The sequence below is a fragment of the Pseudomonas fragi genome (assembly GCF_900105835.1).
Taxonomy (GTDB): domain Bacteria; phylum Pseudomonadota; class Gammaproteobacteria; order Pseudomonadales; family Pseudomonadaceae; genus Aquipseudomonas; species Aquipseudomonas fragi.
Window position 1 is genome coordinate 92252 of the sequence record NZ_LT629783.1, and the last position, 26737, is coordinate 118988.

Below are 26737 nucleotides of genomic sequence, written 5' to 3' on the forward strand. Positions count from 1 at the left end.
CCGCACAGGGGAAGTAACAACCGATGTGGGAATATAAATGTCAGCTCGCCGCCACGCCCTCGCGTTCGGGATCTTCGCAAGCCTGATACACAGCGCCAGCTTTGCCGCCCTTGACGACGCGGGCAAGGCGTTGCTGCAACAGGGTCAATACTGGCAAGCACAGGATGACCAGGCGCGGGCCACCGAGGTCTGGAAAAAGCTGTTGCTGATCGACCCCAAACAGGCCGATGCACTCTATGGCCTTGGCATGCTTGAGCTCAAGGGCAAGCGCCTTGACGGTGCCAGCAATTACCTGGGGCAGTTGCGCCGTGCCCACCCGGGCGAACGCCCGACCTTGCTGCTGGAGCAAGCCATTGCCGTGCAGGCGGGCAACAACGCCGAGCAACTGGACACGGCGCGCTTGCTGGTGACCAACGGCGAACTTGCCAAGGCGGTGCCGATCTACCGCAAGATCTTCGCCGGCAAGGCGCCCCAGGGTGATCTGGCGCTGGAGTACTACAACGCCCTGGGCTATACGCCCGGCGGCTGGAGCGAGGCGCGTCAGGGCCTGGAGCGTTTGCAGCAACAGACGCCGGACAACGCCCGGGTACGCCTGGCGCTGGCCAAGTTGCTGGTACGCAACGAAACCACCCGTTCCGAAGGCCTGCGTCGCCTGGCGCAATTGTCGACGGTGCCGGAGCTGGGCGGCCAGGCCACTGAAAGCTGGCGCGAAGGGCTGGTCTGGGTCGGCTCGCCACGACCTGCGGACAAGCCGTTGTTCGAGGCTTATCTCAAGGCCAACCCGGATGACACGGCCATTCGCACGCAAATGAACAGCCGCGGCACTGCGGGTGTGGCGGCGCAGCAGAACCCCCAGGTCGCGCGGGGCTTCAAGGCCTTGCAGGACGAGCAACTGGAGGTTGCCGAGCAGGCGTTTGTGGCGCGGCTCAAGGAACAGGCCAGCGACAGCGATGCCCTCGGCGGCCTTGGCGTGGTGCGCCAGCGCCAGGGGCGTTTCGACGACGCCAATGAACTACTGCGCCGGGCCATCGGCCGCGGCGGCAACCCGCGCTGGCAAGCGGCGCTGGACGGTAACCGTTACTGGAGCCTCCTTGACCAGGCCGAAAAAGCCCGCGCTGGCAATGATCTGTCCAAAGCTCGCAGCTTGTTGCAGCAAGCCATTGCCAGCAAGCCGCGTCAGGCCGATGGCTACATTGCCCTCGCCGGTGTGCAGGCTGAGCAAAACCAGCTGGACAGTGCCGAGGCCAGCTACCGTCAGGCCTTGACCCTGGACGCTGACAACCCGGACGCAATGCTGGGGTTGATCACCGTGATGGCGCAAAACGGCCAGGCCAACCGGGCCTTGAAGATGGTCGAGGGGTTGACCCCGGCCCAGCAGCAGCGTCTTGGCGATTTGCGCCCGTTGCACGCGGCAGTGGCGGCGGGGCAGGCGAAAAACGCCGAGCGCAGCGGCGACCTCAAAGGCGCGATTGCTGCGCAGAAAGAAGCGGTACGCAACGACCCCCAGGGCGTGTGGACCCGTTACGACCTGGCGCTGTATTACCTGCAGGGCAAAACCCCGCAGTTGGCCCGTCAGACGATGGATGAACTGCTCCAGGCCAGCCCGCAGCGCCCGGAGGCCCTGTTTGCCAGTGCCTTGCTGGCGAGCCAGATGGGCGAGTGGTCGAACGCGCAAGGCACCCTTGAGCGCATACCGGTCAGTCAGCGCACCACGGCCATGCAACAACTGGCCAGCGAGGTGCAACTGCAAGCGCTGGTCAGCCAGGCCACGGCTCTGGCCAGGCAGGGCAACGGCGCCCAGGCCCTGACCCTGCTGCGTCGTGCCGAGTTGCTGGCCAACGGCAAGCCGCAATCGCTGGGCATGCTGGCGCTGGCCTATGTCGATATTGGTGACTCCGGGCATGCCTTGTCGATGCTGCGCAACGCCATTGCGCAAAGCAGCAACCCGTCGCCGGCCTTGCGTCTGGCCTATGCCGGGGTGCTGCTCAAAACCGGCGACGATGAACAGGTCAACCAGTTGCTGCATGAGTTGCAGCGCCAGCCGCTGACCCCGGCCGATCAGCGCAGCTACGACGAAGTGCTGTATCTGTACAGCGTGCGTCAGGCCGACCTGCTGCGGGAGAAGGGCGACCTGGTGGCCGCCTATGACACCCTCGCCCCGGCCCTGGCCCAGCGCCCCGATGACCCGGTAGCGGTGGGGGCCCTGGCGCGCATGTACCTGGCCAACGGCAACAGCGCCAAGGCCATCGAACTGTACAAACCACTGCTGGCCAAAGCCCCTGACGATGCCCAGCTGCAGATCGGCATGGCCCAGGCACTGAGCAAGTCCGGCGACAGGCGCGGTGCTGAGACGGCCACCGAAACAGCCCTGGCGCTGGCCCCGAACGATGCCCAGGTGCTGGCCAGTGCAGCGGCAATTTTTCGTGCCCAGGGCAAGAACGCCAAGGCCGGCGAGCTTTACGCCCGTGCCCTGGCCTTGCAGGCGCCGGTCAAGGTACAGGCCAATCCGTTTGCCGGTGCGGTTGCCGCCAACCCCTTTGTCGGCACGTCTGGCCAGCGCAGTCGCTCGCACTTGTCCGAGGCTGATTTTTCGCAAATCCCGGAACCGGCCCAGGTGCAGATCGCGGCATTGGCTGACGACAGCAAGCCCGCGCCGCTCGACGATGAGGTCCAGCCACGGCGTCGTGGCCTGGATGACGAGCGCCGTGTCACAGTGGCCCGCCCGCTGGATCCGCAAGAAGAGGCGCGCAAGTCGATGCAGAGCGCGCTCGACCAGATCAAGCAGGAGCGCAGCCCGCGTATCACTCAGGGCGTGACCATTCGCACCAATGACAGCGAATCGGGCCTGAGCAAAATCACCGATGTTGAAACCCCGCTGGAAATCAGCCTGCCGGTGGGGGATAACCGTATCGCCCTGCGCGTGACCCCGGTTTCGCTCAATGCCGGCGCGGTGAAAGACTCGGCCAAGACCCGCTTTGGCGGGCCCAACGACGTGCAGATGGCCGCCGTACAGGACTTGCTTGCCACCCAACCAGATGCTGACTCGTTGAATACGGCCCTGGGCGACCTCAATGGCTCGGCCGGGCGTCAGAAAGACAGCGGCGTGGGTCTGGCGCTGGGCTGGGAAATGCCGGCGCTGGGGCTCAAGGCCGATCTGGGTGTAAGCCCCATGGGCTTTCTCTACAGCACGCCAGTGGGCGGCGTGAGCATTGACCGGCCGTTTCGCGAGGGCAGCAATTTCCGTTATGGGGCGAGCCTGTCGCGGCGGGCGGTCAACGACAGCCTGGTGTCCTTTGCCGGCGCCGAAGACGCGCGCAGCGGCCTCAAGTGGGGCGGCGTCACCGCCAATGGCGGGCGCCTGCAACTGGGCTACGACAATGGCGACTACGGCGTGTATGGCTACGCTGGCCTGTACAAGCTGCTGGGTCACAACGTCGAAGACAACACCCGGATTGAAGGCGGCAGCGGGATCTACTGGTATCTGCTAAACGACGATACCCGCCAGCTGACCACCGGCCTTGGCGTCACAGCCATCCGCTATGACAACAACCAGGGGAACTTCACCTATGGCAACGGCGGCTACTTTAGCCCGCAGAATTTCTTTTCCATCGGCGTGCCGTTCAGTTGGTCGCAGCGCACCGATCGCCTGAGCTACACCCTCAGGGGGTCGGTGGGCCTGCAGCATATCGAGCAGGACTCGACCCCGTACTTCCCCAACGACAGCGCCATGCAGGCCCAGCTGGAGCAGGTCTCGCAAGTGTTTGCCGCGTCCGGCAGCAGCCTGGCCACCCAGTATGCGGGCCAGAACAAAACCGGTATTGGCTACAACCTCGGTGCGGCGGCGGAGTACCGTCTGGGCAACAACTACTTCCTGGGCGGCAGCTTCGGGATGGACAACGCCCAGGACTACAAGCAATGGACCGGCGGTTTATACCTGCGGTACATGTTTGAAGACTTCACCGGGCGCATGCCGATGCCGGTCAGCCCTTATCTTTCCCCTTATTCTTCGAATTAAGCAGCAGGAGTTTTCACCGTGGCAGCATCGATTCTCGCCGGCATGACTATTTTAATGATTGGCGACAGCCATCTGGCGACGCCTGACTACTTGATCGCCACTCTGCACAACGATCTGGTTGCTCAGGGTGCAAACGTTCACACGCTGGGCGTTTGCGGCGCCAACGCCGGTGACTGGCTCAAGGCGACGCCGGGCACCTGTGGTGGTGCCGAACGCCGTGGCAGCGAAAAGGCCGTGGTGCTCGGCGGCAAGGCCGCGACCGTGCCGATCAGCCAGTTGCTGGCCACCGACAAGCCGGACCTGGTACTGATCGTGATGGGCGACACCATGGCCAGCTACACCAAGCCGGCCTTTCCCAAGGCCTGGCTGTGGCAGCAAACCACCGGGCTGACCAAGGCAATCGCCGCCAATGGCACCCGTTGCGTGTGGGTCGGGCCGAACTGGGGCACGGAAGGCGGCAAGTACGGCAAGAACTTTGCCCGTGTCGAGATGACGTCGAAGTTCCTCGCCGCCAACGTTGCACCGTGCAGCTATATCGACTCGCTGGCTTTCTCCAAACCCGGGCAGTGGGCCACGATTGACGGCCAGCACATGACCGCCACGGGCTACAGGACCTGGAGCAACGAGATCAACAAGGCGTTGCTGCAAGCCCCGGCCCTCAAGGATGCCAAAAAATGAATAAAGTGATCGCGGCGCTCGCAGGTATTCATGGGTTGGCGTTCAGTGCCCTGGCGAGCGCGCAGGTGGCGCTGTACCCCACAGGCCCCGACCAGGATGCGGCCTTTATCCGCTTCGTCAATGCCACCAGTGCACCTCTGGACGTGCTGGGCCAGCCAGGGCAGCCGCCGTTGCGCCTTGAATCCGCCGCGCCGGCTTCGCTGTTGTTCCCGGTGGATTCGAACCAGGCGATCAAGGGTTCGCTGGCCAGCGGTGCGCACAAGCTGGCCCTCGACCTGAAGGTCGAGCCAGGTGAGTTCGCGACCATTGTGGTGGTGCCGCAAGGTGATGGCATCGAGCAGGTCGCGGTGCGCGAAACCCCGGATGACTTCAACGGCCTCAAGGCTTCACTGGCGTTCGTCAATGTCGACAAATCCTGCAGCGACGCCAGCCTGCGGCCTGCCGGGCGCAGCGCTGACCTGTTCAAGGCGGTGCCGGTGGCCAGCCTGCAACGACGTTCGATCAACCCGGTGAACCTGTCAGTGCAACTGGTGTGCGCCAATACCAACGTGGGGGCGCCGCTGGATCTGGGCATGCTCAAGGCGGGCGAGCGCTACAGCGTGATGCTGGTGCCTTCTGCCAGCGGGCCGCGTCTGTTGAGCACCACGGATACTCTGTCCCACTGATCGGATTGCACCGCTGCCATGGTCTTCGCCTCACTCGAGTTCCTGACGCTGTTCCTGCCGGCCTTCATGCTGGTTTACGCCCTGGGCAAGCCGCAGTGGCGCAACGTCATTCTGTTGCTCGGCAGCTGGTTGTTCTATGGCTGGCTGAACCCGATGTTCCTTGCGTTGCATGTGGCGTTGACCCTCGTGGCCTGGGTGGGCGGGCTGCTGATCGATCGCAGCCGCGAGGACGCCAGGGGCAGGGTACGGCTGTTGATCGCGCTGATCGTGTTCAACACGGCGGTGCTGTGCTGGTACAAGTACGCCAATATCCTGGCCGCGACCTGGATTGACTGGATCACCTATCCGGGTGCGATGCCGCTGGAATGGCAGCGTGTGGCGCTGCCCGCCGGGCTGTCGTTTATCGTGCTGCAGGCGATTTCCTATCTGGTGGATGTACACCGCCACACCGTGCCGGTGGAGCGCAGCTTTATCAATTACGCCACCTATATCTCAATGTTCGGCCACTCGATTGCGGGGCCGATCATTCGCTATGACTGGGTGCGTCGCGAGCTCACCAAACGTTATTTCGACTGGCAGAACTTCTCGCTGGGTGCGCGCCGTTTCATGATCGGCATGTGCATGAAAGTGTTGGTGGCAGACACCCTGTCGCCGTTGGTGGATGTGGCCTTTCATCTCGACAATCCTTCGTTTGTCGACGCCTGGATCGGATGCCTGGCCTATTCGCTGCAACTGTTTTTCGACTTCGCCGGTTACAGCGCCATGGCCATTGGCCTTGGTCTGATGCTGGGGTTTCATTTCCCGGAAAACTTCAACCAGCCGTACCTGGCCAGCAGCATTCAGGATTTTTGGCGGCGCTGGCATATGTCGTTGTCCAGCTGGCTGCGCGACTACCTCTATATCGCCCTGGGCGGTAACCGCAACGGTGCCTGGAAGACCTATCGCAACCTGTTCCTGACCATGGCCATCGCGGGGCTGTGGCATGGTGGCGACAGCTGGAACTACCTGCTGTGGGGCGCAGCCCACGGTGTTGCACTGTGTGTGGACCGGTTGTGGTCGCGCTCCAGCCTGCCGCGCATCCCGTCATGGTTGTCGCACACGTTGACGCTGCTGTTTGTGTTTATGGCCTGGACCCTGTTTCGCGCGCCGGATTTTGCCGCTGCCCTGAACATGTACGCTGGCCAGCTGGGCTTGCACGACTTTGCCCTGGGCGACGGGCTGGCTGTAACCCTGCGCTCGGCGCACGGCCTGGCGGCATTGCTGGGTGTGGTGTGCATCATCGCACCGTTGTTCAAAAGCCGTTATGAACAACGCTTTGCTGCCCGCGTCTGGTTTGCGCCGATGGCGGCTCTGTGGCCGGTGGCGGGTTTTCTGCTTTCGTTCGCGTTGATCGCGAGCCGCGAAGCCGTGCCCTTTCTGTACTTCCAGTTCTGATGGTCGCGCCCATGTCCTCATCATCGCCCCAACCGGTTGTACCCTCTGAATTTACCGCCCGTGTCAGCAAGTTTGGCGGCCTGGTATTTGCCGGTTTTCTGGTCGTCAGTTTTGTCTCGTCGCTCTGGCTGTTGTTCAGTACCCAGGTGCCAATGCTGGCGCCTGACCTGACCTCCGAGCAAGTGCTGCATGGCGAGGTCACGCACCGGCTTGCCAGGCAATTGTCCGAGGCTGGCGTGCCGCAAAAGGCGGCGGATCTGGAACGTGGCGCGAGCTGGCTGATGTTTCACGACACCGGCGCGCGGGTGCGCCCGGGATGTGCGGGCTGGCTGTTCTTGACCGATGAAATGCGCGTCAACCGTCATGCCCGGGTTAATGCTCAAGCCAAGGCAGCAGCGGTGCGTGATATCCAGCAACAGCTGGCAGGGCGCGGTATCCGCTTGCTGGTGGCCGTGGTGCCGGACAAGAGCCGGATTGCCGGGGCGCAACTGTGCGATTTGCGCCGCCCGGCGCAGTTGCAACATCGCGCCGCAGCCTGGGTTGAGGAATTGAACAAGGCCGGGGTGAGCGCTGTGGATCTCGCGCCAGCTCTGCAGTCGGTGGGCAGCGATGCCTATCTGCGTACTGATACCCACTGGAGTGAAGCGGGCGCCTCGGCGGCGGCCAGGGCCATCGCCGTGCAGGTACAGGCAATGGGGATCAGCGCCACGCCGCACAAGGATTATGAAACTGCGCGGCAAGAACTGTCACGTCGTCCGGGAGATCTTGTGCGACTGGCCGGTCTTGAGTGGTTGCCAGTGGGGTTGCAACCCGCAGCGGAATCGGTGGCGGCCAGCCGGTTCAGTGAGAAAGCCGATTTATCCCAAGGCGATGCAGACAACCTGGATGATCTGTTGGGCGATGACAACCTGCCCAACGTTGCCCTGATCGGTACCTCGTTCTCGCGCAACTCCAACTTTGTCGGGTTTGTGCAACAAGCCCTTGGCGCACCGATAGGTGACTTTGCCAAGGACGGTGGCGAGTTCTCCGGTGGTGCCAATGGCTACTTCAGCAACCCGGCATTCAAGCAGACACCGCCCAAGCTGGTGATCTGGGAGATCCCCGAGCGTGATTTGCAAACGCCTTACAGCGAAGCGATCAGGCTCATGTAGGCCGTAGCAGCTGCCGCAGGAACGAGGCTGCGTCCGGTTGCGCAGCGACCGTAAACCCTGCGAGTCGGGTTTATCTGGCACACCGCAGTGCCTGATTCTGCGACGACTGCGTCGCCGGACGCAGCCTCGTTCCTGCGGCAGCTGCTACGAACGGTGGGTGATAGTGCTAGTCTGGCAACCAGACACCTGCCCATCACGGTCCCGATCCCATGCCTGCAAGCTCGCAATCACACTGCGCAACTCCGAGGTTCTGGCGGGATGCGCAGTTGCCCTTTATCGAGGCGCGCTCCATCGCCGATGGCCGCAAGGTCTGTTATGCCCGGCACTCCCATGAGATTTTTTCCATCGGCGCCATCACCTCCGGTTGCTGCAACTACCTGCATGAAAAAACCAGCCACAGGATCAGCACTGGCACGGTGGTGTTGATGAACCCCGGTGATGTTCACGCCTGTAATCCGGTCGAGGACCAGCCGTGGTCCTATGTGATGCTGTATGTCGATGCGCAGTGGCTAGCGGGCATTCAACAGGGGTTTGATGAGGATGCCGGCGGGCTGTTCCAGCCCGTTGCGGCCACTTACACGCAATCGCCCGCACTGTTCAACGGGCTCACCGGGCTGTATGCGCAACTGATCGATCCTGAGCTTGAGGTGCTGGCCAGGCACGAAGCAGCGATCAAGTTTTTTTCGGCGATGCAGCAGGAACTGGGCGGTTCGGTTGCGCTGCCCAAGCCCGCCAATGCGCGGGTGGAGCGCGCCGCTGAATATATCGACGAGCATTTCCTGCGCACTCTTCGCCTGCAGGATATCTGTGAGGCCGCCAGCCTGTCAGAGGCTTACCTGATTCGTGCCTTCGAGCAGCGTTACCATATGACGCCCCACGCCTATCTGATCAACCGGCGTATCCAGCTTGCCCAGGCCCAACTGCGCGAAGGAGCATTGATCGCCGATATTGCCCAGCAAACCGGTTTTGCCGATCAGGCGCATTTCCAGCGGGTGTTCAAAAAGCACCTCGCGGCCACGCCCGGGCAGTACAAGGGCTAAAACCACAGCAAGGACACCGCGCAGCCCGCCAGCATGGCCGCCATGCCGCGATTGAACAGGCGGATGCGCCGGGTGCTGTGCAGGTAGCGGCTCAGAAAGGCACCGGTGTAGGCCCAGCAGGCCACTGACAGGTAACAGACCACAAAATAGATCAGCGCAAATGCCCAGATCAGCGTGGCTTCGCCCCCGGAAACAAACGCCCCCATTCCTGCAACTGCCGCCAGCCAGGCCTTGGGGTTGAGCCATTGCATGGCAGCTCCGGTAAAAAACGACGGGTGCCGCGCGGCCCCGCTGAACTCGATTCGACCGTCGTCCATCGCCAGTTTCCAGGCCAGATACAGCAAAAAGGCCATGCCGGCCCAGCGGATCAGGTCGGTGAGGATCGGCCACTGCTTGAGCACTTCATGCAGACCGAAGCCGGTAAACAGCAGCAACACCACAAACCCGACGGTAGCTCCCAGCACATGGCGCAGGCTGAGGCCCAGGCCGAACTGCATGCCCGAACTCAGGGCCACCACATTCACCGGCCCCGGTGAAATGGAGGCTGCCAGGGCGAATGCCGCCATCGAAATCAACACGCTCATCGTGATTGTCCTCCGCTTCAAGGTTGAGCCTTGAGGTTATGGGACGCGTAGCCCGGCGTATTGAACAAAACTCCCCTGTGCAGGGTGACTTGCGCTGGTGAAATTTAATCTGTATTTTTTCATGAAATTAAACGATATGAATTTCACGGCGGCCGGGAATGAACAAGCAAGAAGAGATGGCCGCGTTGGCGATCCTTATCCATGACCTGCGCAAGCACAAGAAGTACACCCTCAAGGAACTGGCCGACAAGATCGGCCGTTCCGTGGGTTTTTTGTCCCAGGTCGAACGCGGGTTGTCCCAGCCCACGGTGGCCGACCTGACCGCCATCAGCGAGACCCTGGGCGTGCCCACCACCTATTTCTACAGCCTGCCCAAGCCCAAGCAGTTGCCCTGGGTGACCCGCCCGGACGAGCGCCGCACGCTGTACCTGGGCAACGGCATCACCGACATTCTGGTCTCGCCGCAAATCCGCGCGTCGTTCTCCATGCTCGAAAGCCTGCTGGAAGCCGGGGCCAGCAGCGGTGATCGACACATGACAGACAGTTCGGAGCAGGGCGGTTATGTGATCGAAGGGCAGTTGACCCTGTGGCTGGGAGACGACGATGAACCCGCCACCCTCAATGCCGGAGACAGTTTCCAGTTCGACAGTCACACCCGCTGTCGCTACGCCAACCTGACGCAGCAGCGCACGCGCGTGCTGTGGGTCTACACCTGATAACAATAAAGGAACCTTGAAGATGGATGCTGCCTGCTCTGATCTGCTGGCCGAAGTACGCGCGTTTCGCCAGCGCCACCCCGAGGTACGTTATGTCGACCTGATCTCCCTGGACATCCCCGGGCATTTCTATGGCAAGCGCTACCCCATCGACATGCTCGAAAAAGTCGCGGCTGGCAGTGTTCTAAAACTGCCGCAAAACTGCGTGCTGCTGGGGGTGCAGGGCGGCCTGTTCAAGATTGGCGACTACTGTTTCAACGACGGCGACCCGGATGCCGTGCGCCGCCTGGTGCCGGGTACGCTCAAACCGGTAACCTGGGAAGGCAAGCCTCTGGGCCAGATGCTGATCACCTCTGACGGTACTGAGCAGCCGATCGTCTTCGAACCCCGCGAAGTGCTCGCCCAGGTGCTGGCGCGGCTGGCGCGCAAAGGCATTCACCCGGTGGTGGCGTTCGAGCTGGAGTTTTATCTGTTCGACAAGCAACTGCGTGATGGCTTGCCGCAGTTCCCCCGGGATCACCTGAGCGACGATGCCGACGACCAGCCCAATATGCATATCGAACGCCTGTCGCGCTTTGCCCCGGTGCTCGATGAAATGGTCGACGCGGCGCAGGCCCAGGGCATCGATGCCACCGTGATTACCGCCGAACTGGGCCCGGGGCAGTTCGAAATCAATTTTGGCCATCTCGATGACGGTTTGCGCGCCGCGGATTGGGCGGCCTTGTTCTGTCGCAGCACCCGCGGGGTGGCGCTCAAGCATGGCTATCGCGCCAGCTTTATGGCCAAGCCCTACTTGCAGCACCCGGGCAGTGGCATGCATGTGCATGTCAGCTTGTACGACGGGGCAGGCAACAACCTGCTGGCGGTCAACCAGCAACAACCCCTGCGCCATGCCATCGCCGGTTGCCTGGAATTGTTGCCAGCGTGCATGCCGATCTTTGCGCCCAACCACAACGGGTTTCGCCGCCTGGGCGGCACCACCAATATCGCCACCCAGGCCAGTTGGGGTTATGAAGACCGCGATGCGTGCCTGCGCATTCCGGAGTCCGACAGCAAAAACCTGCGCGTCGAGTATCGCCTTGCCGGGGCCGATGCCAACCCGTATCTGCTGCTGGCGGCGATTCTGGTGGGGCTTGAACACGGGCTGGAAGCGGGCAGGGAGCCGATCCTGCCGCTGAACGAAGACCGCAACAGCGGTATCGCCTTCCCCCTGGACATGCTCGAAGCCGTTCGGGCCATGCAGCACCAGCCGCAGCTGCGTGAAGGCTTGGGCGCCGAGTTTGTCGATGTGTACTGCGAGAACAAACGCCAGGATCATCTGGCCTTTATGCAGGACATCAGTGCCCGGGAATATCGCTGGTTTATGTAAAAACCCATGCAAGGTTTTTTGATCGCAACAATGACGATGCCTTACAGCAAGTTTTCAGGTGGGAGCTGCTATACCTACTGATCAAATCAGATGTCAGTCAGTCAGGGCGATGAAAAATACAATATTCAATAGAGCTGCAACGGCTTTGCCGCTGTTGCTGTTCGTGCAGATGGCACATGCTGATCAGCCTGCAGATTCACAATGGCTACTGCTGGCCAGCCCCTTTGTCTGGGCGCCGTCCATGAGCGGGCAGGCGGCGCTGGGCGGGGTCAATACCAAGGTCGATGTGCCGTTTGCCGATGTCTGGGAAAACCTGAGCACGGTGTTTATGGGCAATCTGGAATTGACCAACCGCACCCTGGGTTTTTATGTCGACGGCGTCCACGCCAAAACCGATCAGTCCGAACGGGTCTACGGGCGCAAGGTGGGCCTGGCGATCACCCAGAGCACCGTGGCTGCAGGCGCGTATTACCGGGTCTATGAATATGCGTTGGGGGGCGAGACGGTTTTTGGCGAACCGCGCACCTGGCGTGTCGAACCTACGATTGGTGTGCGCTGGACCAAACTGTCAACCAAACTGGATATCGACTCCCTGGGGTTCAGCACCAAGAAAAAAACCGAGTGGACCGACCCGTTCGTGGGGTTGCGCATGCAGGCTGACCTGACCGCGCGCTGGACCCTGTCCGGCGAGGCCGACACCGGCGGGCTGGATACAGCTTCGAAAAAAACCTGGAACGCCCAGGCCTACCTGGGTTACCGCATGTACCTGGCCGATCACCCCACGATCATCCGCGTCGGTTATCGGGTGCTGGCACAGGATTATCGAACCACCGACTTTACCGGCAACAAGTTCAAGTACGACGTGACCCAGCGCGGCCCGGTACTGGGCCTGTCCATGCGCTTCTGACAAGCACCGAGGAGACAAGGGAATGCAACTGTTTAAACACACCCGTACCCTGACGCTGGCACTGGCCGGCTTTATGCTCGCATTGCCCGTTGCCAATGCCTGCACCCGCCTGGTGTATTTGGGGGACAACGACAGGGTGATCACCGCGCGGTCGATGGACTGGAAAACCGACGTGGCCACCAACCTGTGGATCTTCCCCCAGGGCATGCAGCGCACCGGCGAAGTGGGGCCGGGGTCGCTCAAGTGGACATCAAAGTACGGCAGCGTGATTGCCAGCGGCTACGACATTTCCACCACCGACGGGGTCAACGAAGCCGGGTTGTCGGCCAACCTGCTGTGGCTGGTCGAGTCCGAATACCCGCCGGTCCATCAGGGCAAGCCGGGGCTGAGCATCGCCGCCTGGGCCCAGTATGTGCTGGACAATTTCAGCAGCGTTTCTGAAGCGGTGGCCGTGCTCAGGACCGAGCCCTTTACCGTGGTCACCGCCAATGTGCCGGGTGAGAGCCGGCTGGCAACCTTGCACCTGTCGATGTCCGATGCCTCGGGGGACAGCGCCATCATTGAGTTTATCGGTGGCAAGCAGGTCATTCACCACGATCGCAGCTATCAGGTGATGACCAACTCCCCGGCATTCGATGCGCAACTGGCCATGAATGCCTATTGGCAAGCCATCGGCGGGACGGTGATGCTGCCTGGCACCAATCGCTCGGCGGACCGGTTTGCCCGTGCCTCGTTTTACGTCAACGCAGTGCCAAAAAACCAGGACGCACGCCTGTCGCTGGCCAGTGTATTCAGTGTGATCCGCAACGTCTCGGTGCCGTACGGCATTACCACCCCCGGTGAGCCGAACATTTCCTCGACGCGCTGGCGCTCGGTGATCGACCACAAGCAGAAGCTGTACTTTTTCGAGTCGGCGATTACGCCAAATACCTTTTGGGTGGACCTGAACAAGATCGACTTTTCCACCGCCACAGGCGCGGTCAAAAAGCTGGACCTGGGCCCGGACCAAAGCACCATTTACTCCGGGGAGGTTTCAAGCCGCTTCAAGGCCACTGCGGCCTTCAAGTTTGAAGGGGCGTAAGGAATTACCCCTGTTCTGCTTTGTGCTCTGGCACCAGGCGGACTTCTACACGCTGTCCTAATGCCCGTGCAGCGCTGGCCAGTGTGGCCAGTGTCATGCCCGGGTCATTCTGGTCGAGCGCCCGATCCACCGCCGTGCGGCTGGTATGCATGCGGTCGGCCAGTGTTTTTTTGCTGACGTGCTGTTCTTTCATGGCCTGGGCTATCTGCCAGGCAATAACGCGTTTGAGTGCGGCGGCCGAAACCTCTTCTGCAAGGCCTTGTTCCGAGAGAAAGTCGTCAAAGTCAGAGCCGATATGGTTATTCATGCGCGGTACCTCGTAGTTTTGCATGGCGCTGTCTGGCGGTTTGCAGGTCCACCGTCGGGGTTTTCTGGCTTTTTTTGATAAATCCGTGAAGCAGGATCATCTGTGAGCCAACGACCGTAAAGATGACGCGAGCAATGATGCCCTCCAGATCAGAGCGAACCTCCCACAGTTTTGGCTCCAGTTTGCGTACAACCGGCATGCCAATCGGCCAGCCAAGTTGCACGGTCTTGATATCGATGCCAATCAGTCGTCTTTGCTCGCGCCCAAGGCCGGTTAACCATTCGCGAACGGGTTCGTTATCGGCTTCGGTGCGAAAAAATGCAACCGTGAGGATGGGAGGGATTCGAGTCATGAACTTGAGTGTACCTAAAATGGTACATCTCTCAAGTTTTGCCAGCCCCAGCTGACCAGCGGCCAGAGATTGTTCTCCCGTGCTTTTAAAACGTCTGCCCCATGGAGAACTGGAACACCTGGGTTTCGGCGTCATCAGGTTTGCGGATCGGCAGCGCGAGGTTGACGCTCAGCGGGCCCAGCGGGCTGTACCAGGTCACGCCCACCCCCACGGAACTGGCCATCTGGCTGAGGTCCACGCCGTCGCAGCCGGTGGTGGTGCTCAGGTAGCACTTGTCCGAGTACACGCTGCCCACATCCCAGAACAATGAGGTGCGCAGGGATTTGTTGTCCTTGATAAAGGGCATCGGGAACAGGTATTCGACCCCGCCGGTGATCATGATGTTGCCACCCAGGGCTTCGGTGTCGCGGTCTGAGTAATACGCCTGGCCGGCGCTGGAGTAGGTACCGGTGGCGGGGGTATTACGCGGGCCCAGGGTGCCGCTTTCAAAGCCGCGCACTGTACCTTCGCCGCCTGCAGTGTAGTTTTCATAGAACGGCAGGCCATCGGTGGAGCCATAGCCGTTGCCGTACCCAAGCTTGGTATGAAAGCGCAACGAGGTCGATGCGCTTACCGGCAGGAAGGTCTGGCCGGTGTAGTCGATCTTGTAGAAGCTCAAGTCGCTGCCGGGTACGGTGACCATCAGGTTGAGGTTTTGCGAGTAGCCGCGGGTCGCCAGGATGCCCTTGTTCAGGGTCGACTCCGACCAGCCCAGGTTGGCCTTGAAGTTGGTGAATTCCTTGCCTTCACGGTCGATAAAGTCGTAGATCTCGTCGGCGCTGTAGGTGCCGGGTTCAATGCTGTCATGCTGGGCGGTCAGGCCAAAGCTGATCCGTGAGGTTTCATTGATCGGGTAGCCCAGGGTGGCGCCGGCGCCATAACTGTTGATCGAGTAGTACGACACGCCATCGTCGTAGTAGTCGTTGTAGTCAGTCTTGTTGTAGAAGGCGTTGTAGCCCAGGCTGACGCCGTCCTTGGTGAAGTACGGGTCGGTGAAGCCGATGTTGTACTTGCTCTGGTATTCGGAGCGAGTCAGGCCCAGGCTGGCGGAGTTGCCCGTGCCGAGGAAGTTGTTCTGGGTGATCGAGCCGCCCAGGATCAACCCCGCGCTCTGGGCAAAGCCGACACTGGCAGTGATCGAGCCGGAAGACTGTTCTTCAACGCTGTAGTTGACGTCAACCTGGTCGTCGACACCCGCTACCGCCGGTGTCTCGACGTTGACTTCCTTGAAGTAGCCCAGCCGCTCAAGCCGCGTCTTGGACTGATCGATCAGGTAGGTGGACGCCCAGCCGCCCTCCATCTGGCGCATTTCGCGGCGCAGTACCTGATCTTCGGTCTTGGTGTTGCCGCGAAAGTTGATGCGGTTGGCGTAGGCGCGCTTGCCCGGGTCGACCACAAATTCGATGTCTACCGTGTTGCCGTCCTTGCTCGGGGTTGGCACCGCATTGACGTTGGCAAAGGTATAGCCCTCGTTGCCCAGGCGGCGGGTAATCAGATCCGAAGTCGAGGTCATAAGCTTGCGGGAAAACACCTGGCCCTTTTGCACCAGCAGCAAGGCCGTGATCTGATCCTCGGGCACTTTCAGGTCGCCGCGCAGCTTGATGTCGCGCACGGTGTACTTGGTGCCTTCGTTGATATTGACCGTGATAAAGACCTGCTTCTTGTCGGGGCTGATCGACACCTGGGTCGAGACGATCTCCATATTGATATAGCCGCGGTCCATGTAATACGAGCGCAAGCGCTCCAGGTCACCGGACAGTTTCTCGCGGGCATATTTGTCATCGTTCTTGAAGAACGACAGCCAGTTGCTGGTCTTGAGGGTGAACTGATCGTCCAGCTCGGCCTGGTCGAAAACGCTATTGCCCACCACATTGATATGCTTGATCGCGGCCACTTCGCCTTCGTCGATCCTGATCTTCAGGCCGACGCGGTTGCGCGGTTGGGCAACCACCTCGGCGTCCACCGCGGCCGAGTAACGCCCTTGCGCCACATACTGGCGCAGCAGCTCATTGCGTACCCCTTCGAGTGTAGCGCGCTGGAACACTTCGCCTTCGGCCAGCCCGGACTGTTTGAGGCCTTTCATCAAGTCATCGGTAGAGATGGCCTTGTTGCCTTCAATGTCGATACTGGCAATGGACGGACGCTCGACCACAGTGATCACCAGCACGTCGCCATCGCGCCCCAGCTGGATATCCTGGAAAAAACCGGTCTTGAACAGTGCACGCGTGGACTCCACCAGTTGCTGGTCATCGACCTGTTCGCCAACGTTCAAGGGCAGGGCGCCGAACACGCTGCCGGCGGACACCCGCTGCAGGCCGTTGATGCGGATATCGGCTATCTTGAAGCCTTGGGCATGGGCCAGTGAGGCATTGAGCAGCAGTGCAACCGAGCAGAGCAGGCGCGCAAAATTCATTTAGATCAGTTATCCAGGACACATCGACAAACAGCACAAGCAGGCTGGTGGAGGTCCAGCATAAAAGCTCGGGGCGTATGGTGCGGTTAACCGAGTGTCAAGTTAGGTAAAGGTTGGCCGCGGGCAATGACGCTGCGGGCCGCAATGACGATAATGCGTAGATCCCCCCTTCAAGAGTTCGCCATGATCCGTGTATTGCTCGTCGACGATGACCAGGAACTGACCGGTTTGCTCAGTGAGTATCTGGAGCGCGAAGGCTTTGAGGCGACGGCGGTGCATACCGGCGAGGAGGGCGAAGTGCAGGCGCTGTCGGGGCAGTTCAGCATCGTGGTGCTGGACGTGATGCTGCCCCGGCTTTCCGGGATTGAAGTACTGCGGCGCATTCGTGCCCGCAGCCAGGTGCCGGTGGTGTTGCTCACCGCCCGCGGTGACAACATCGATCGCATCACCGGCCTTGAACTCGGTGCCGACGACTATGTGCCCAAACCCAGCTCGCCGGGCGAACTGGTGGCGCGCCTGCGTGCAATCATGCGCCGGGTGCAACCGGGCGGGCAGGCCACCACCGAAGTGATCAAGACCGGCCCGCTGGTGTTGTGGCCCGGCAAGCGCCAGGCAATGTGGCAGGGCCGTGAGCTGGGGGTGACCAGTACCGAATTCAGCCTGCTCGAAGAACTGGCCCGTAGTGCCGGGCAAGTGGTGAGCAAGCAGGACCTGTCGCTCAATGCCCTGGGCTGTCCGTTGACTCGTTATGACCGGCGTATCGACGTGCATATCAGCAGTATCCGGCAAAAACTGGGCCCCCGCCCTGACGCCAAGGCCTGGATACAGAGCGTGCGCGGGCTCGGCTATCTGTTGATCGCGGAATGATGAAGCCCAGCCGGTTGTTCTGGAAACTGTTCCTGGCCTTCTGGCTGGCTACCAGCCTGACGTTTTTTGTTGGTATCGGCATTATCACCTTGAGCCGCCAGGGCCCTGGCAATCCGCATCTGGACACCATCCTTGAAAGCGAGGAGCAGTTGCTGCGCCAGTTCGGTGTCGAGGCCGGCAAACAGTTGCTGCAGGTGTGGCACCACCCCGATGACGAGGCCATTGCGGTGTATGACAGCGACGGGCAATTGCTGGCCGGGTTGCCGATTGTGCGCCCGGCGTTCGAGCGTACGGTGATCAGCAAGGAAGGCCTTACCCTGTCGCTCAGGTCGACGCGGGTGCCCGGCAATGGTGGCGGCGGGGAAGGCGGGCCGGGGTTGATGCCGTTGCTGATCGGCACCGTGATGAGCGCGCTGTTCAGCAGTTTTATGGCTTTTTATCTGGCCTGGCCCCTGGCCTATTTGCGCCGGGCGATGAGTGATGTGGCCCATGGGCGATTCGAAACCCGGGTAAAACCGTTTATGGGCGCGCGGCGCGATGAAATTGTCGATCTGGCTGAAGACTGCGATCGAATGGCCAATCAACTCAAGCTGCTGGTTGATGCCCAGCAACACTTGCTGCATGACATCTCCCATGAATTGCGTTCGCCCCTGACGCGCATGCAGGCCGCCATTGGCTTGTTGCATCAAAACCCGGCCCGTGCCGATATGGTTGAACGCATCGAGCGCGAATCGCAGCGCATGGACACCCTGATCGAAGCCCTGCTGACCCTGGCCCGGGTGCAGGGGCGGCCCGAGAGCATCGCGCGCGAGCCGGTGGACATCATCGAACTGCTGCACTTGATCGTCGAAGACGCGCAGTTCGAGGCGGGGATCAAGGGCTGTCGGGTCATCTTGCAGGGGTGTCCGTCCTTTGTCAGCCAGGTCAGTGGCGAGTTGCTGTATCGCTGCTTTGAGAATGTGATCCGCAATGCGGTACGCCATACCCGGCCGGACACGGCGGTGTGGGTCGTGGCCGAAGCCAGCCCGGCGGGGCACTGCCTGACGGTGAGGATCAGCGATGAGGGGCCGGGTGTCGAGGAGTCGCGGTTGCAGAGGATTTTCGACCCGTTCGAGCGCGGCACCGGCGAAGCGGGTAGCGGTTTTGGCCTGGGTCTGGCGATTGCCTCAAGGGCGGTGGAAATGCACGGCGGCAGCATCAAGGCGAGCAACCTGCCGGGTGGTGGCCTGAGCGTGGCAATCACCTTGCCACTATCGCTGTAGCTGTACAGTACTTCCCGTAGCAGCTGCCGAGGAACGCAGGCTGCGTCCGGCGGCGAAGACGTCGTGAAATTATTCGGCACAGCCTATCAGATGTACCGTGATCCCCGGGTTTGCGACTGCTTCGCAGCCGGACGCAGCCTGCGTTCCTCGGCAGCTGCTACGGGATCGCCAGAGATCTTTACACGAAATTACACTGCCTTGACGGCCCTGTACGCCACGCCCGCGTAGACTTTGACGCTCTATATCGAGTGGAAGTGACCATGTTTCTGGTGCATAAAAAAGGCTTCGTTGCCGGCAAGAAAATGGTCGATGGCCTGGTGCCTTACGACTTTTTCTGTGAAGACAATCCGGCTATCAACCTGTTTGTATTTACCGGTGCCGGAGCACTCGGTCAAACGGTTGAAGAACAGACGCTGTGGGGGTTTACCCGCCTTGAACGCTTTGAGGCGCTGACCAGTACCCTGGTGGCGAACAAAAAGAACCAGGGCTGGTTTCAAAGCGTCAATGTGCTCACCGGGCCCGCTCAGAACGGCACCCAGACAGTGAAGTTCCAGCAGGTGTCGAAAATCATCAAGCATGTCAGCGTCAACAATCGTGTCGCCAGCAAGGCCGGTTACGAGATCCTGACCGATGAAGGCGACACCTACTTCACCCTCAAGCAGGTGCCGGGTTACAGCGCCCAGACCGTGATTTACGCCGCTGATCAGTGATCCAGCGGGTTACGGCTGTGGCTGCCGTTGACCAGACGTTCGATCCCCAGCGGGTTGGCGTTTTTCAGCGCATCCGGCAGCAGGCTGTCAGGGTAGTTCTGGTAGCACACCGGGCGCAGAAAGCGATCGATGGCCAACGTTCCCACCGAGGTGCCACGCGCATCGGACGTCGCCGGGTATGGCCCGCCATGCACCATCGCGTCACACACCTCGACCCCGGTGGGGTAGCCATTGAGCAGCAGGCGCCCGGCCTTGTGTTCCAGCACTGGCACCACCTCGGCGAAGGCCTCAAGGTCGGCGGATTCAGCAATCAGTGTGGCTGTCAGCTGGCCATGCAGGCTGTGCAGCGCTTGCAGCAACTGTGCCTTGTCCGCGACCTCGACCACCAGGGTGGTCGGCCCGAATACTTCCTCCTGCAACACCTCGGCACCGCCGATCAACAGGCTGGCACTGGCCTGGAACAGCTGCGGGCTGGCCTGGTTGCCCTGTTGCGGCGCACCGGCAAGGTGGCGAATGCCATCGACCTGGGCCAGACGCTGGATGCCTTTGCTGTAACTGGCCAGGCCCCCGGCGTTGAGCAGTGTTTGCGCCGGTTGAGCGCTGAAGAACTGGCCTAGCGCGGTGATAAAACCACTGAATTCAGGGGAGCGGATACCCAGCACCAGACCCGGGCTGGTGCAGAACTGACCCGCGCCGAGCATCACGGAACCGCCCAGCTCCTTTGCGATCTGCTCGCCACGGGCCAGCAAAGCCTGTGGCAATACCAGCACCGGGTTGATGCTCGACATCTCGGCGAATACCGGAATTGGCTGGGGCCTGGCGGCGGCCATATCGCACAGGGCGCGGCCACCGGACAACGAACCGGTAAAGCCGACGGCCTGAATGGCCGGATGCTTGACCAGCGCTGCGCCCACACCCGCGCCGTAGATCATGTTGAATACACCGGCGGGCATTGCGGTGCGTTCGGCAGCGCGCACTATGGCCAGGGCCACCTGCTCAGCAGTTGCCATATGCCCGCTGTGTGCCTTGAATACCACCGGGCAACCTGCGGCCAGTGCCGAAGCGGTGTCACCGCCAGCGGTGGAGAACGCCAGCGGGAAGTTGCTGGCACCAAACACGGCGACCGGGCCTACGCCGATGCGGCACTGGCGCAAGTCTGCGCGAGGCAGGGGCTGACGGTCCGGCAGCGCCTGATCAATGCGCGCGCCATAAAAGTCGCCCCGGCGCAGTACGTTGGCGAACAGGCGCATTTGCCCGCTGGTGCGTCCGCGCTCGCCCTGGATACGGGCGGCAGGCAGGGCGGTTTCACGACAGACGATGGCGACAAAGTCGTCACCCAGGGCGTCGATTTCATCGGCGATGGCTTCCAGAAATTCGGCCCGGCGTGTGGCCGGCAAGCTGCGAAAGGCCGGGAAGGCGCTATTGGCGGCACCGACCGCCGCATTGACTTCGGCCTCGGTGGCCTGGACAAAGGTGTAAGGCAGTGTTTCGCCGGTGCTGGCGTCCACGCTGTGCAGATGAACGCTGCCAGCGCCGCTGCGCTGGCCGCCGATGAAATTCTGGCCGGTGATGGTGGGCATATGGATTTCCTTAGGGTGGACGTAGCAGCTGCCGAAGGAACGAGGCTGCGTCCGAGATGGTGCGCCACTGCGACGAAGCACTCGTAAATGCGGGTTGCAGGATTTAACTGGACTATCGCACAACCTGACTTTACGACGGCTTCGCCGCCGGACGCAGCCTCGTTCCTTCGGCAGCTGCTACAGGGGATGCTGCGCTGCAGCTATTCCGGCAACGAGCCTTCAAGGCCCCTTGTTGCGACCACTGTAGTTTTTGTCGCGGGCACTGCCCAATGACGAATGCTGATTGGCTGATAACCACCGGTCATCTCTCAGGCGCGTCAGCAGACTTGCCCGCCGCTTTCCTGCACATCGTGCTCGCTGTGCAGGGCCGTCACCACGGCAATGCGCAGCCCTTCGACCTGGGTCGAGAGGGCCATGGACGGCCCACCGGCGGCCACCGCCTGTTGCGGCAATGCTGGCACATGGATAAAACCGCTGCGCACCCCCGACCCGGCCAATGCATGTTGCAGGCAATAGAACACCTGATTGCAGACGAAAGTACCTGCCGTGTGCGACACCGACGCCGGAATGCCCGCCGCCCTCAGTGCACGCACCATTGCCTTGATCGCCAGGGTGCTGAAATACGCCGCAGGCCCTTGCTCCACCACCGCTATATCGATCGGCTGATAGCCCAGGTTGTCAGGGATGCGGGCGTCGTTGATATTGATCGCTACCCGCTCGAGGCTGATGTCTGTGCGGCCGGGGCCAAGCCCGACGGCGATCACCAGCGCCGGGGTGAACTCCTCCAGCAACTGATACAGGCGCTCGGGCGCTGCAGCAAACGCGCAGGGCAACTGCCGGGCGACGATGCGAGCATCGCCCTGCACGGTGCCGTCCAAAAGGCGCACGGCCTCCCAGGACGGGTTGACGGTGTCTTGGTCGAACGGTTCAAAACCGGTCAGCAGTACAGTGCGCATCAGGGCCTCACATCAGCGTATAAAGAAGCACAATATTGACCACCAGCATCATCAGCGCGGTGGGCATTTGCGCCTTGATCACCGCGTATTTGTCCGGCAGTTCCAGCAGGGCCACGGGCACGATATTGAAGTTGGCCGCCATCGGCGTCATCAGCGTGCCGCAGTAGCCGGAGAACATGCCGATCGCCGCCATCACCGCCGGGTTGGCATCGTACATGCCCACCAGCACCGGTACGCCGACACCGCCGGTCATCACCGGGAAGGCGGCAAAGCCGTTGCCCATGATCACGGTAAACAGCGCCATGCCCAGCACATAGACCATCACCGCGACCAGACGATAGTCCATGTTGATATAGGCGGTGGTGACGTGGGCAACTGCGGTACCGACCCCGGCGTCGTTGAACAGCAGGCCCAGCATGGCCAGCATTTGCGGCAGCACCATGGTCCAGCCCAGTGCTTCGGTCAAGCGGCGTGATTCACGCAAGCCTTGCAGCGGGGTGTCGCGGGTAAGAATGCAGGCCAGCACCAGGGCCACCATGCAGCCGATGCCCAGGGACACGAACGTGGTGTTTTTCGGGTCAAGCAGCGGTACGCCACCGATCTGGGTGTTTTTCAGCAGGATCGAACCAATCACTGTCACCAGAGGAATCGACAGTGCCGGGATAAACAGCTTGTGCCCCAGACGCCCGGCACTGGCCCGCGCAGCCTTGACATGCAACTCGGCGTGGGTGCCACGGCCAACGCCGCCAATGCCTGCAATGCCGGCCATGACCAGCACGCCGATACCTACCACGAACGGCGAAAGCCGATCGCCAATCAGGAACACCAGGGCGAACAACGCCCAGAACAGGCCACTGGTCCAGCGTTTGGGGTGGGTGCGGTCGGTCAGGATCATGCCCGCGGTGATCAGCAGCAGAACCCCGGCCAGCCAGTAGAAATATTCGATAGAGATAATCATCGTGCCAGCTCCTGAGCAGCGTCAGCGTCTTCGCGGGCTACTTCGGCCATGCTGCGCTCCAGCATCAGGTCAAAGCGATACAGGCGCAGGGCATGCACGATAAAGGCGCAAATCGCCGTCGGAATCCCCCAGAAAGCAATATGCAGCGGCTCGACATCCAGCCCGGAGCCGAGCAGGAAGGTGTGCATCAGCGCGATCGCACCAAAGGCCACAAACACGTCTTCGCCAAAAAACAAACCGATGTTGTCGGTGGCGGCGCACATGGCCAGCACTTTCTGGCGCACGGGGGCAGGCAGTTTGCCGTACTTGTTCTCGGCGGCGCCCTCGGCCATCGGAGCCAGCAGCGGACGGACCATTTGCGGGTGCCCGCCCAGGCTGGTCAAGCCAACGGCGGCGGTAGTCTCGCGCACAAACAGGTACATGATCAGCAAGCGCCCGACCGTGGCGCGCTGGAAACTGGCAATCCAGTTTTGCGCATGCAGGCGCAGGCCATGACGTTCCAGCAGGCCGATAACGGCCAGGGGCAACAACAGGATCAACTGCAGGGCACGGGTTTGCAGAAACCCTTCGCCCATTTCGCTGATGATTTTTTCCAGCGGGAAGTTGGCGGCAAGGCCGGTGACGATGGCGGCCGCGCTGACCACCAGCAACGGATTAAAGCGCAGCACAAAGCCAATGATGATGACGAACACGCCAATCAAGGGCCAGAGGTTTACGGCGGTTTGCATGAGGGGGCAATCCCTTTAGCTGGTTGCTGCAGCACCAGGGCAGGCTGGCGTGAGCAAGTCGAAAGCGGTCAGGCACACTTTCGAAAAATCGGTACGCTGCCGGACTCAGCGTGTTTTTTTATTGTTGAAACCCTATGGGCCTCATTGACCGATAGGGTTGGTGGTTTTGGGGTGTGCGTCCAGTCAATAAAAGTTGTCACCACTGAACAAAAAAGTTTTATCAATCACCTACTTAAGCCGACTGGCCTGCGACTGCGGCAAGGGTTTACAGTGATGCCCTGGTTTTGCTTGGGTGAGGCGTGCTCCATGAATATGCGATTTCTACTTACGTTTGTCTGGGTGGCGCGCCTGGGCAGTTTTCGTCTGACCGCCGAAAAGCTTTCAAGCACCCAGGCAGCCATCTCCAGTCGCATTTCGGTGCTTGAAACCGAGCTGGGCGTGCAGTTGTTCCAGCGCGACTCGCGCGGGGTCAACCTCACCCGCGAAGGCCATCAGGTACTGGGGTATGCCGAAGAAATGCTGGCCACCCAGCAACGCCTGCTGCAATCGCTGGGGCAGGCGGACAGCTTTGCCGGGCGCCTGCGCATCGGGGTGATGGACACCGTGATTCATAGCTGGCTGGGGGACCTGATCAGCGCCCTGAGCCGCGACTACTCTCAGGTTGAAGTCGAGCTGACCGCCGATACGGCGCTGAACCTTAATGAGCAATTGCTTAAAGGGCAGCTGGACCTGATTTTCCAGACTGACTTGCTGCGCGCCGACGGCGTGCGCAATGTGCAACTGGCCAGCTACCCGCTGAGCTGGATTGTCGCCAAGGGGGCTGCCCTGGACCGCAGTTACGTCGACCTGGCGGACCTCTGTGAGGAGCGCCTGCTGACCTTTTCGCGCTTGTCACGGCCGCATCAGGACATGCTCAACTTTCTGCACCAGCAAGGCATTGCCGCGCCGCGAATCAGCTGCATCAACTCGGTGGCGGCGATTATCAAACTGGTAGCCGACGGATTTGGTATCGGCGCCTTGCCGCCGGTGCTGGTCAGCCGCGAATTGCAGAGCGGGGCCATGATTGCCTTGCCGATCGAGACGGCGCCGGGCTTTGCGGTATACGCCAGTTGGCGCACAGGGGCGGGGTTGGAGCTTAATGAAGCGGTGGTCAGCCTGAGCCAGGCCGTGGTGGGCGAATACCAGCGCAGCGTTGTGCCTGAGCATTTTGTGCTGCCGGGCATCTGATCCGTATTTTTTCACTTTAACTGCGCCTGTTATGTATGCAGGCAGCGGCGCAAAATTCTCCTCAACCTTTCGAGACAGACAAGGACGCGAGTACACAGCAGCACCTGTGTGTGCCCGGTTGATGGTCTGCGCCTGTTTTATTACGAACGACTGACGGGAAAACATCATGAACAAGATGGCTTGGTTTTTGGGCGGTTTTTTGGTGCTGACCATTGGCATCGGTATTTTGGCGACCATTCCGCCGGGTTGATATTTCATCCTGTCCTCACACTGCGTTTAGCAGCTGACGAGCGGAGCGAGGCTGCGATCGACGACGCAGTCGTCGTAAACCCTGAGTGTCAGGGTTAACTGACACACCGCAGTGTCCGGTTTTGCGACGACTGCGTCGGGGTGCCGTATCACGCCGAACGCAGCCTCGCTCCGCTCGTCAGCTGCTACGGTCGGGATCAGCGCTGCCCTACAACGCCTGCTCTATATCCGCCAGCAAATCGGCAACATCCTCCAGGCCCACCGCCAGGCGTACCAACCCTTCACTGATCCCGTGCCGTGCCCGCTCCTCCAGGGTATAGGTGGAGTGAGTCATGCTCGCCGGATGCTGCGCCAGTGATTCGGCACCCCCCAGGCTCACAGCCCGGCTGAACAGCTGCAGGGCATTCATAAAGCGCTGGCCCGCGGTCATGCCGCCCTTGAGTTCAAAGGCAATCATCCCGCCCGGCAATTTCATTTGCCGGCACGCCAGTTCGTACTGTGCGAAGTTGGGCAGGCCAGGGTAGGCCACCCATTCCACGGCAGGGTGATCCTGCAACATCTGCGCAATGGTCTGGGCGCTGCTGCAATGGCGATCCATGCGCAAGGCCAGGGTTTTGATGCCGCGCATCAGCAGGTGTGCGTCATGGGGTGACAGTACTGCACCGGTCAAGTCCTTGAGGCCCTGCAGGCGGATCCGGTCGGCCAGCGCCTTGCGCGTGACCACGATGCCCGCGGTGATATCACTGTGCCCGCTCAGGTACTTGGTGGCTGAATGCACCACCACGTCGGCGCCCAGCTCCAGCGGGCGTTGCAGGTACGGGGTGCAATAGGTGTTGTCGATAACCACCAGGACGTCGCTGCGGCGCTGGGCAATGCTGCAGACCGCAGCGATATCCACCAGTTGCATGTTCGGGTTGGCCGGCGTTTCGAAGTAGATCATCCGCGTTGCGGGGCTGATCGCCGCTTCCAGCTCAGCCGGGTTGGCCATGTCCACATGCTTGACCACTACCCCGAACTCACCGATGCCGTGGTGCAGCAGGGCAAAGGTGCAGCCATACAGGGTACGGTTGACGATGATTTCATCGCCAGGGCGCAGCAGGGTCCAGAAGGTGGCGGCAATCGCACCCATGCCGGAGCTGAAGGCAACACCCGCTTCGCCGTTTTCCAGCGCCGCCATGCGTGTTTCCAGCAGGGCCAGGGTCGGGTTGGAGATACGCGTATAAAAATGCCCGTGCTCTTCACCGGAAAAACAGCCCGCACCATATTCAGCCGTGGCAAAGGCAAAAGTTGAGGTCATATAAACAGGGGGGATAACCGCACCGTGGTTTTCCAGCGGGTTGTAACCGTAATGGATAGCGCGGGTAGAAAAGCCGAAGTTGTTGTTTTTATCGTTCATGTTGAACTCTCCGATATTTCCTACAATGCTATGCTTTAAATGAACGCGGTAAA

General features: G+C 61.2%; 23 protein-coding genes. 14 read left to right on the plus strand and 9 right to left on the minus strand.

From position 1 onward, the window contains the following. Positions 1–37: 37 nt before the first annotated feature. The 6 genes from BLU25_RS00490 to BLU25_RS00515 all read left to right on the plus strand — a co-directional run bounded on the left by BLU25_RS00490 (position 38) and on the right by BLU25_RS00515 (position 8983). Entirely contained in the window at positions 38–4015 is a 3978-nt protein-coding gene (locus tag BLU25_RS00490; protein ID WP_016780389.1) for a cellulose biosynthesis protein BcsC, read from the plus strand. Positions 4016–4069: 54 nt separating this feature from the next. Further along, the gene (locus BLU25_RS00495) at positions 4070–4693 is read left to right on the plus strand and encodes an SGNH/GDSL hydrolase family protein (RefSeq protein ID WP_016780390.1); all 624 of its coding nucleotides are present in this window, start codon (positions 4070–4072) and stop codon (positions 4691–4693) included. Then, positions 4690–5358 carry an alginate O-acetyltransferase AlgF gene (locus BLU25_RS00500; RefSeq protein WP_016780391.1) on the plus strand — a complete coding sequence of 223 codons (669 nt, stop codon included), beginning with the start codon at positions 4690–4692 and terminating at the stop codon, positions 5356–5358. The genes BLU25_RS00495 and BLU25_RS00500 overlap by 4 nt, the downstream gene beginning before the upstream one ends. Before the next feature lie 18 nt (positions 5359–5376). Next, the gene (locus BLU25_RS00505; protein ID WP_016780392.1) at positions 5377–6792 is read left to right on the plus strand and encodes an MBOAT family O-acyltransferase; all 1416 of its coding nucleotides are present in this window, start codon (positions 5377–5379) and stop codon (positions 6790–6792) included. An 11-nt stretch (positions 6793–6803) separates the two neighbouring features. Continuing rightward, on the plus strand, positions 6804–7943 hold the full coding sequence (locus BLU25_RS00510) for an alginate O-acetyltransferase AlgX-related protein (RefSeq protein WP_016780393.1): 1140 nt from the start codon (positions 6804–6806) through the stop codon (positions 7941–7943). A gap of 209 nt (positions 7944–8152) precedes the next feature. Beyond that, a complete protein-coding gene (locus BLU25_RS00515; RefSeq protein WP_029611349.1) occupies positions 8153–8983 on the plus strand; it encodes an AraC family transcriptional regulator in 831 nt (276 codons plus the stop codon). On the opposite strand, the gene BLU25_RS00520 is transcribed toward BLU25_RS00515, so the two are convergent. Further along, positions 8980–9567 carry a LysE family translocator gene (locus BLU25_RS00520; protein ID WP_016780395.1) on the minus strand — a complete coding sequence of 196 codons (588 nt, stop codon included), beginning with the start codon at positions 9565–9567 and terminating at the stop codon, positions 8980–8982. The two genes, BLU25_RS00515 and BLU25_RS00520, sit on opposite strands and share 4 nt — an antisense overlap. 158 nt (positions 9568–9725) lie before the next feature. On the opposite strand from BLU25_RS00520, the gene BLU25_RS00525 reads away from it, so the two are divergent. The 4 genes from BLU25_RS00525 (at position 9726) to BLU25_RS00540 (ending at position 13640) form a co-directional block, all read left to right on the plus strand. After that, positions 9726–10283 carry a helix-turn-helix domain-containing protein gene (locus BLU25_RS00525; RefSeq protein ID WP_083369465.1) on the plus strand — a complete coding sequence of 186 codons (558 nt, stop codon included), beginning with the start codon at positions 9726–9728 and terminating at the stop codon, positions 10281–10283. Positions 10284–10305: 22 nt separating this feature from the next. Next, a complete protein-coding gene (locus BLU25_RS00530) occupies positions 10306–11652 on the plus strand; it encodes a glutamine synthetase family protein (protein WP_016780396.1) in 1347 nt (448 codons plus the stop codon). Between the two features lie 145 nt (positions 11653–11797). Beyond that, complete coding sequence (locus BLU25_RS00535) at positions 11798–12559, plus strand: hypothetical protein (RefSeq protein ID WP_016780397.1); 762 nt, start codon at positions 11798–11800, stop codon at positions 12557–12559. A gap of 22 nt (positions 12560–12581) precedes the next feature. Then, the gene (locus BLU25_RS00540; RefSeq protein ID WP_083369466.1) at positions 12582–13640 is read left to right on the plus strand and encodes a linear amide C-N hydrolase; all 1059 of its coding nucleotides are present in this window, start codon (positions 12582–12584) and stop codon (positions 13638–13640) included. 4 nt (positions 13641–13644) lie between these two features. On the opposite strand, the gene BLU25_RS00545 is transcribed toward BLU25_RS00540, so the two are convergent. The 3 genes from BLU25_RS00545 to bamA all read right to left on the minus strand — a co-directional run bounded on the left by BLU25_RS00545 (position 13645) and on the right by bamA (position 16751). Beyond that, positions 13645–13947: an XRE family transcriptional regulator gene (locus tag BLU25_RS00545; RefSeq protein ID WP_016780399.1), complete on the minus strand. Its 303-nt coding sequence runs from the start codon at positions 13945–13947 to the stop codon at positions 13645–13647. Next, on the minus strand, positions 13940–14299 hold the full coding sequence (locus tag BLU25_RS00550; protein WP_016780400.1) for a type II toxin-antitoxin system RelE/ParE family toxin: 360 nt from the start codon (positions 14297–14299) through the stop codon (positions 13940–13942). The genes BLU25_RS00545 and BLU25_RS00550 overlap by 8 nt, the downstream gene beginning before the upstream one ends. 85 nt (positions 14300–14384) lie before the next feature. Continuing rightward, the gene (gene bamA, locus BLU25_RS00555) at positions 14385–16751 is read right to left on the minus strand and encodes an outer membrane protein assembly factor BamA (RefSeq protein ID WP_016780401.1); all 2367 of its coding nucleotides are present in this window, start codon (positions 16749–16751) and stop codon (positions 14385–14387) included. A 183-nt stretch (positions 16752–16934) separates the two neighbouring features. On the opposite strand from bamA, the gene BLU25_RS00560 reads away from it, so the two are divergent. From BLU25_RS00560 to BLU25_RS00570, 3 genes are all read left to right on the plus strand, one after another. Then, the gene (locus tag BLU25_RS00560) at positions 16935–17618 is read left to right on the plus strand and encodes a response regulator transcription factor (protein ID WP_016780403.1); all 684 of its coding nucleotides are present in this window, start codon (positions 16935–16937) and stop codon (positions 17616–17618) included. Beyond that, entirely contained in the window at positions 17615–18880 is a 1266-nt protein-coding gene (locus tag BLU25_RS00565) for a HAMP domain-containing sensor histidine kinase (protein ID WP_016780404.1), read from the plus strand. The genes BLU25_RS00560 and BLU25_RS00565 overlap by 4 nt, the downstream gene beginning before the upstream one ends. Positions 18881–19140: 260 nt before the next feature. After that, positions 19141–19590: a hypothetical protein gene (locus tag BLU25_RS00570; protein WP_016780405.1), complete on the plus strand. Its 450-nt coding sequence runs from the start codon at positions 19141–19143 to the stop codon at positions 19588–19590. Here BLU25_RS00570 and BLU25_RS00575 read toward each other — a convergent pair. The 4 genes from BLU25_RS00575 to BLU25_RS00590 form a co-directional block, all read right to left on the minus strand. Then, the gene (locus BLU25_RS00575; protein WP_016780407.1) at positions 19584–21170 is read right to left on the minus strand and encodes an aldehyde dehydrogenase (NADP(+)); all 1587 of its coding nucleotides are present in this window, start codon (positions 21168–21170) and stop codon (positions 19584–19586) included. The two genes, BLU25_RS00570 and BLU25_RS00575, sit on opposite strands and share 7 nt — an antisense overlap. A gap of 317 nt (positions 21171–21487) precedes the next feature. Next, entirely contained in the window at positions 21488–22126 is a 639-nt protein-coding gene (pcp, locus tag BLU25_RS00580; RefSeq protein ID WP_016780408.1) for a pyroglutamyl-peptidase I, read from the minus strand. A 7-nt stretch (positions 22127–22133) separates the two neighbouring features. Continuing rightward, the gene (locus tag BLU25_RS00585; RefSeq protein ID WP_016780409.1) at positions 22134–23084 is read right to left on the minus strand and encodes a DUF979 domain-containing protein; all 951 of its coding nucleotides are present in this window, start codon (positions 23082–23084) and stop codon (positions 22134–22136) included. Continuing rightward, on the minus strand, positions 23081–23812 hold the full coding sequence (locus tag BLU25_RS00590) for a DUF969 domain-containing protein (RefSeq protein WP_016780410.1): 732 nt from the start codon (positions 23810–23812) through the stop codon (positions 23081–23083). Before BLU25_RS00590 ends, BLU25_RS00585 begins: the two co-directional genes overlap by 4 nt. A 306-nt stretch (positions 23813–24118) precedes the next feature. On the opposite strand from BLU25_RS00590, the gene BLU25_RS00595 reads away from it, so the two are divergent. After that, entirely contained in the window at positions 24119–25039 is a 921-nt protein-coding gene (locus tag BLU25_RS00595; protein WP_016780411.1) for a LysR family transcriptional regulator, read from the plus strand. A gap of 457 nt (positions 25040–25496) precedes the next feature. Here the strand turns inward: BLU25_RS00595 and BLU25_RS00600 are convergent, their stop codons facing one another. Next, positions 25497–26684, minus strand: coding sequence for a methionine gamma-lyase (locus tag BLU25_RS00600; RefSeq protein WP_016780412.1), 1188 nt, complete (start codon positions 26682–26684; stop codon positions 25497–25499). Between the last annotated feature and the right edge of the window lie 53 nt (positions 26685–26737).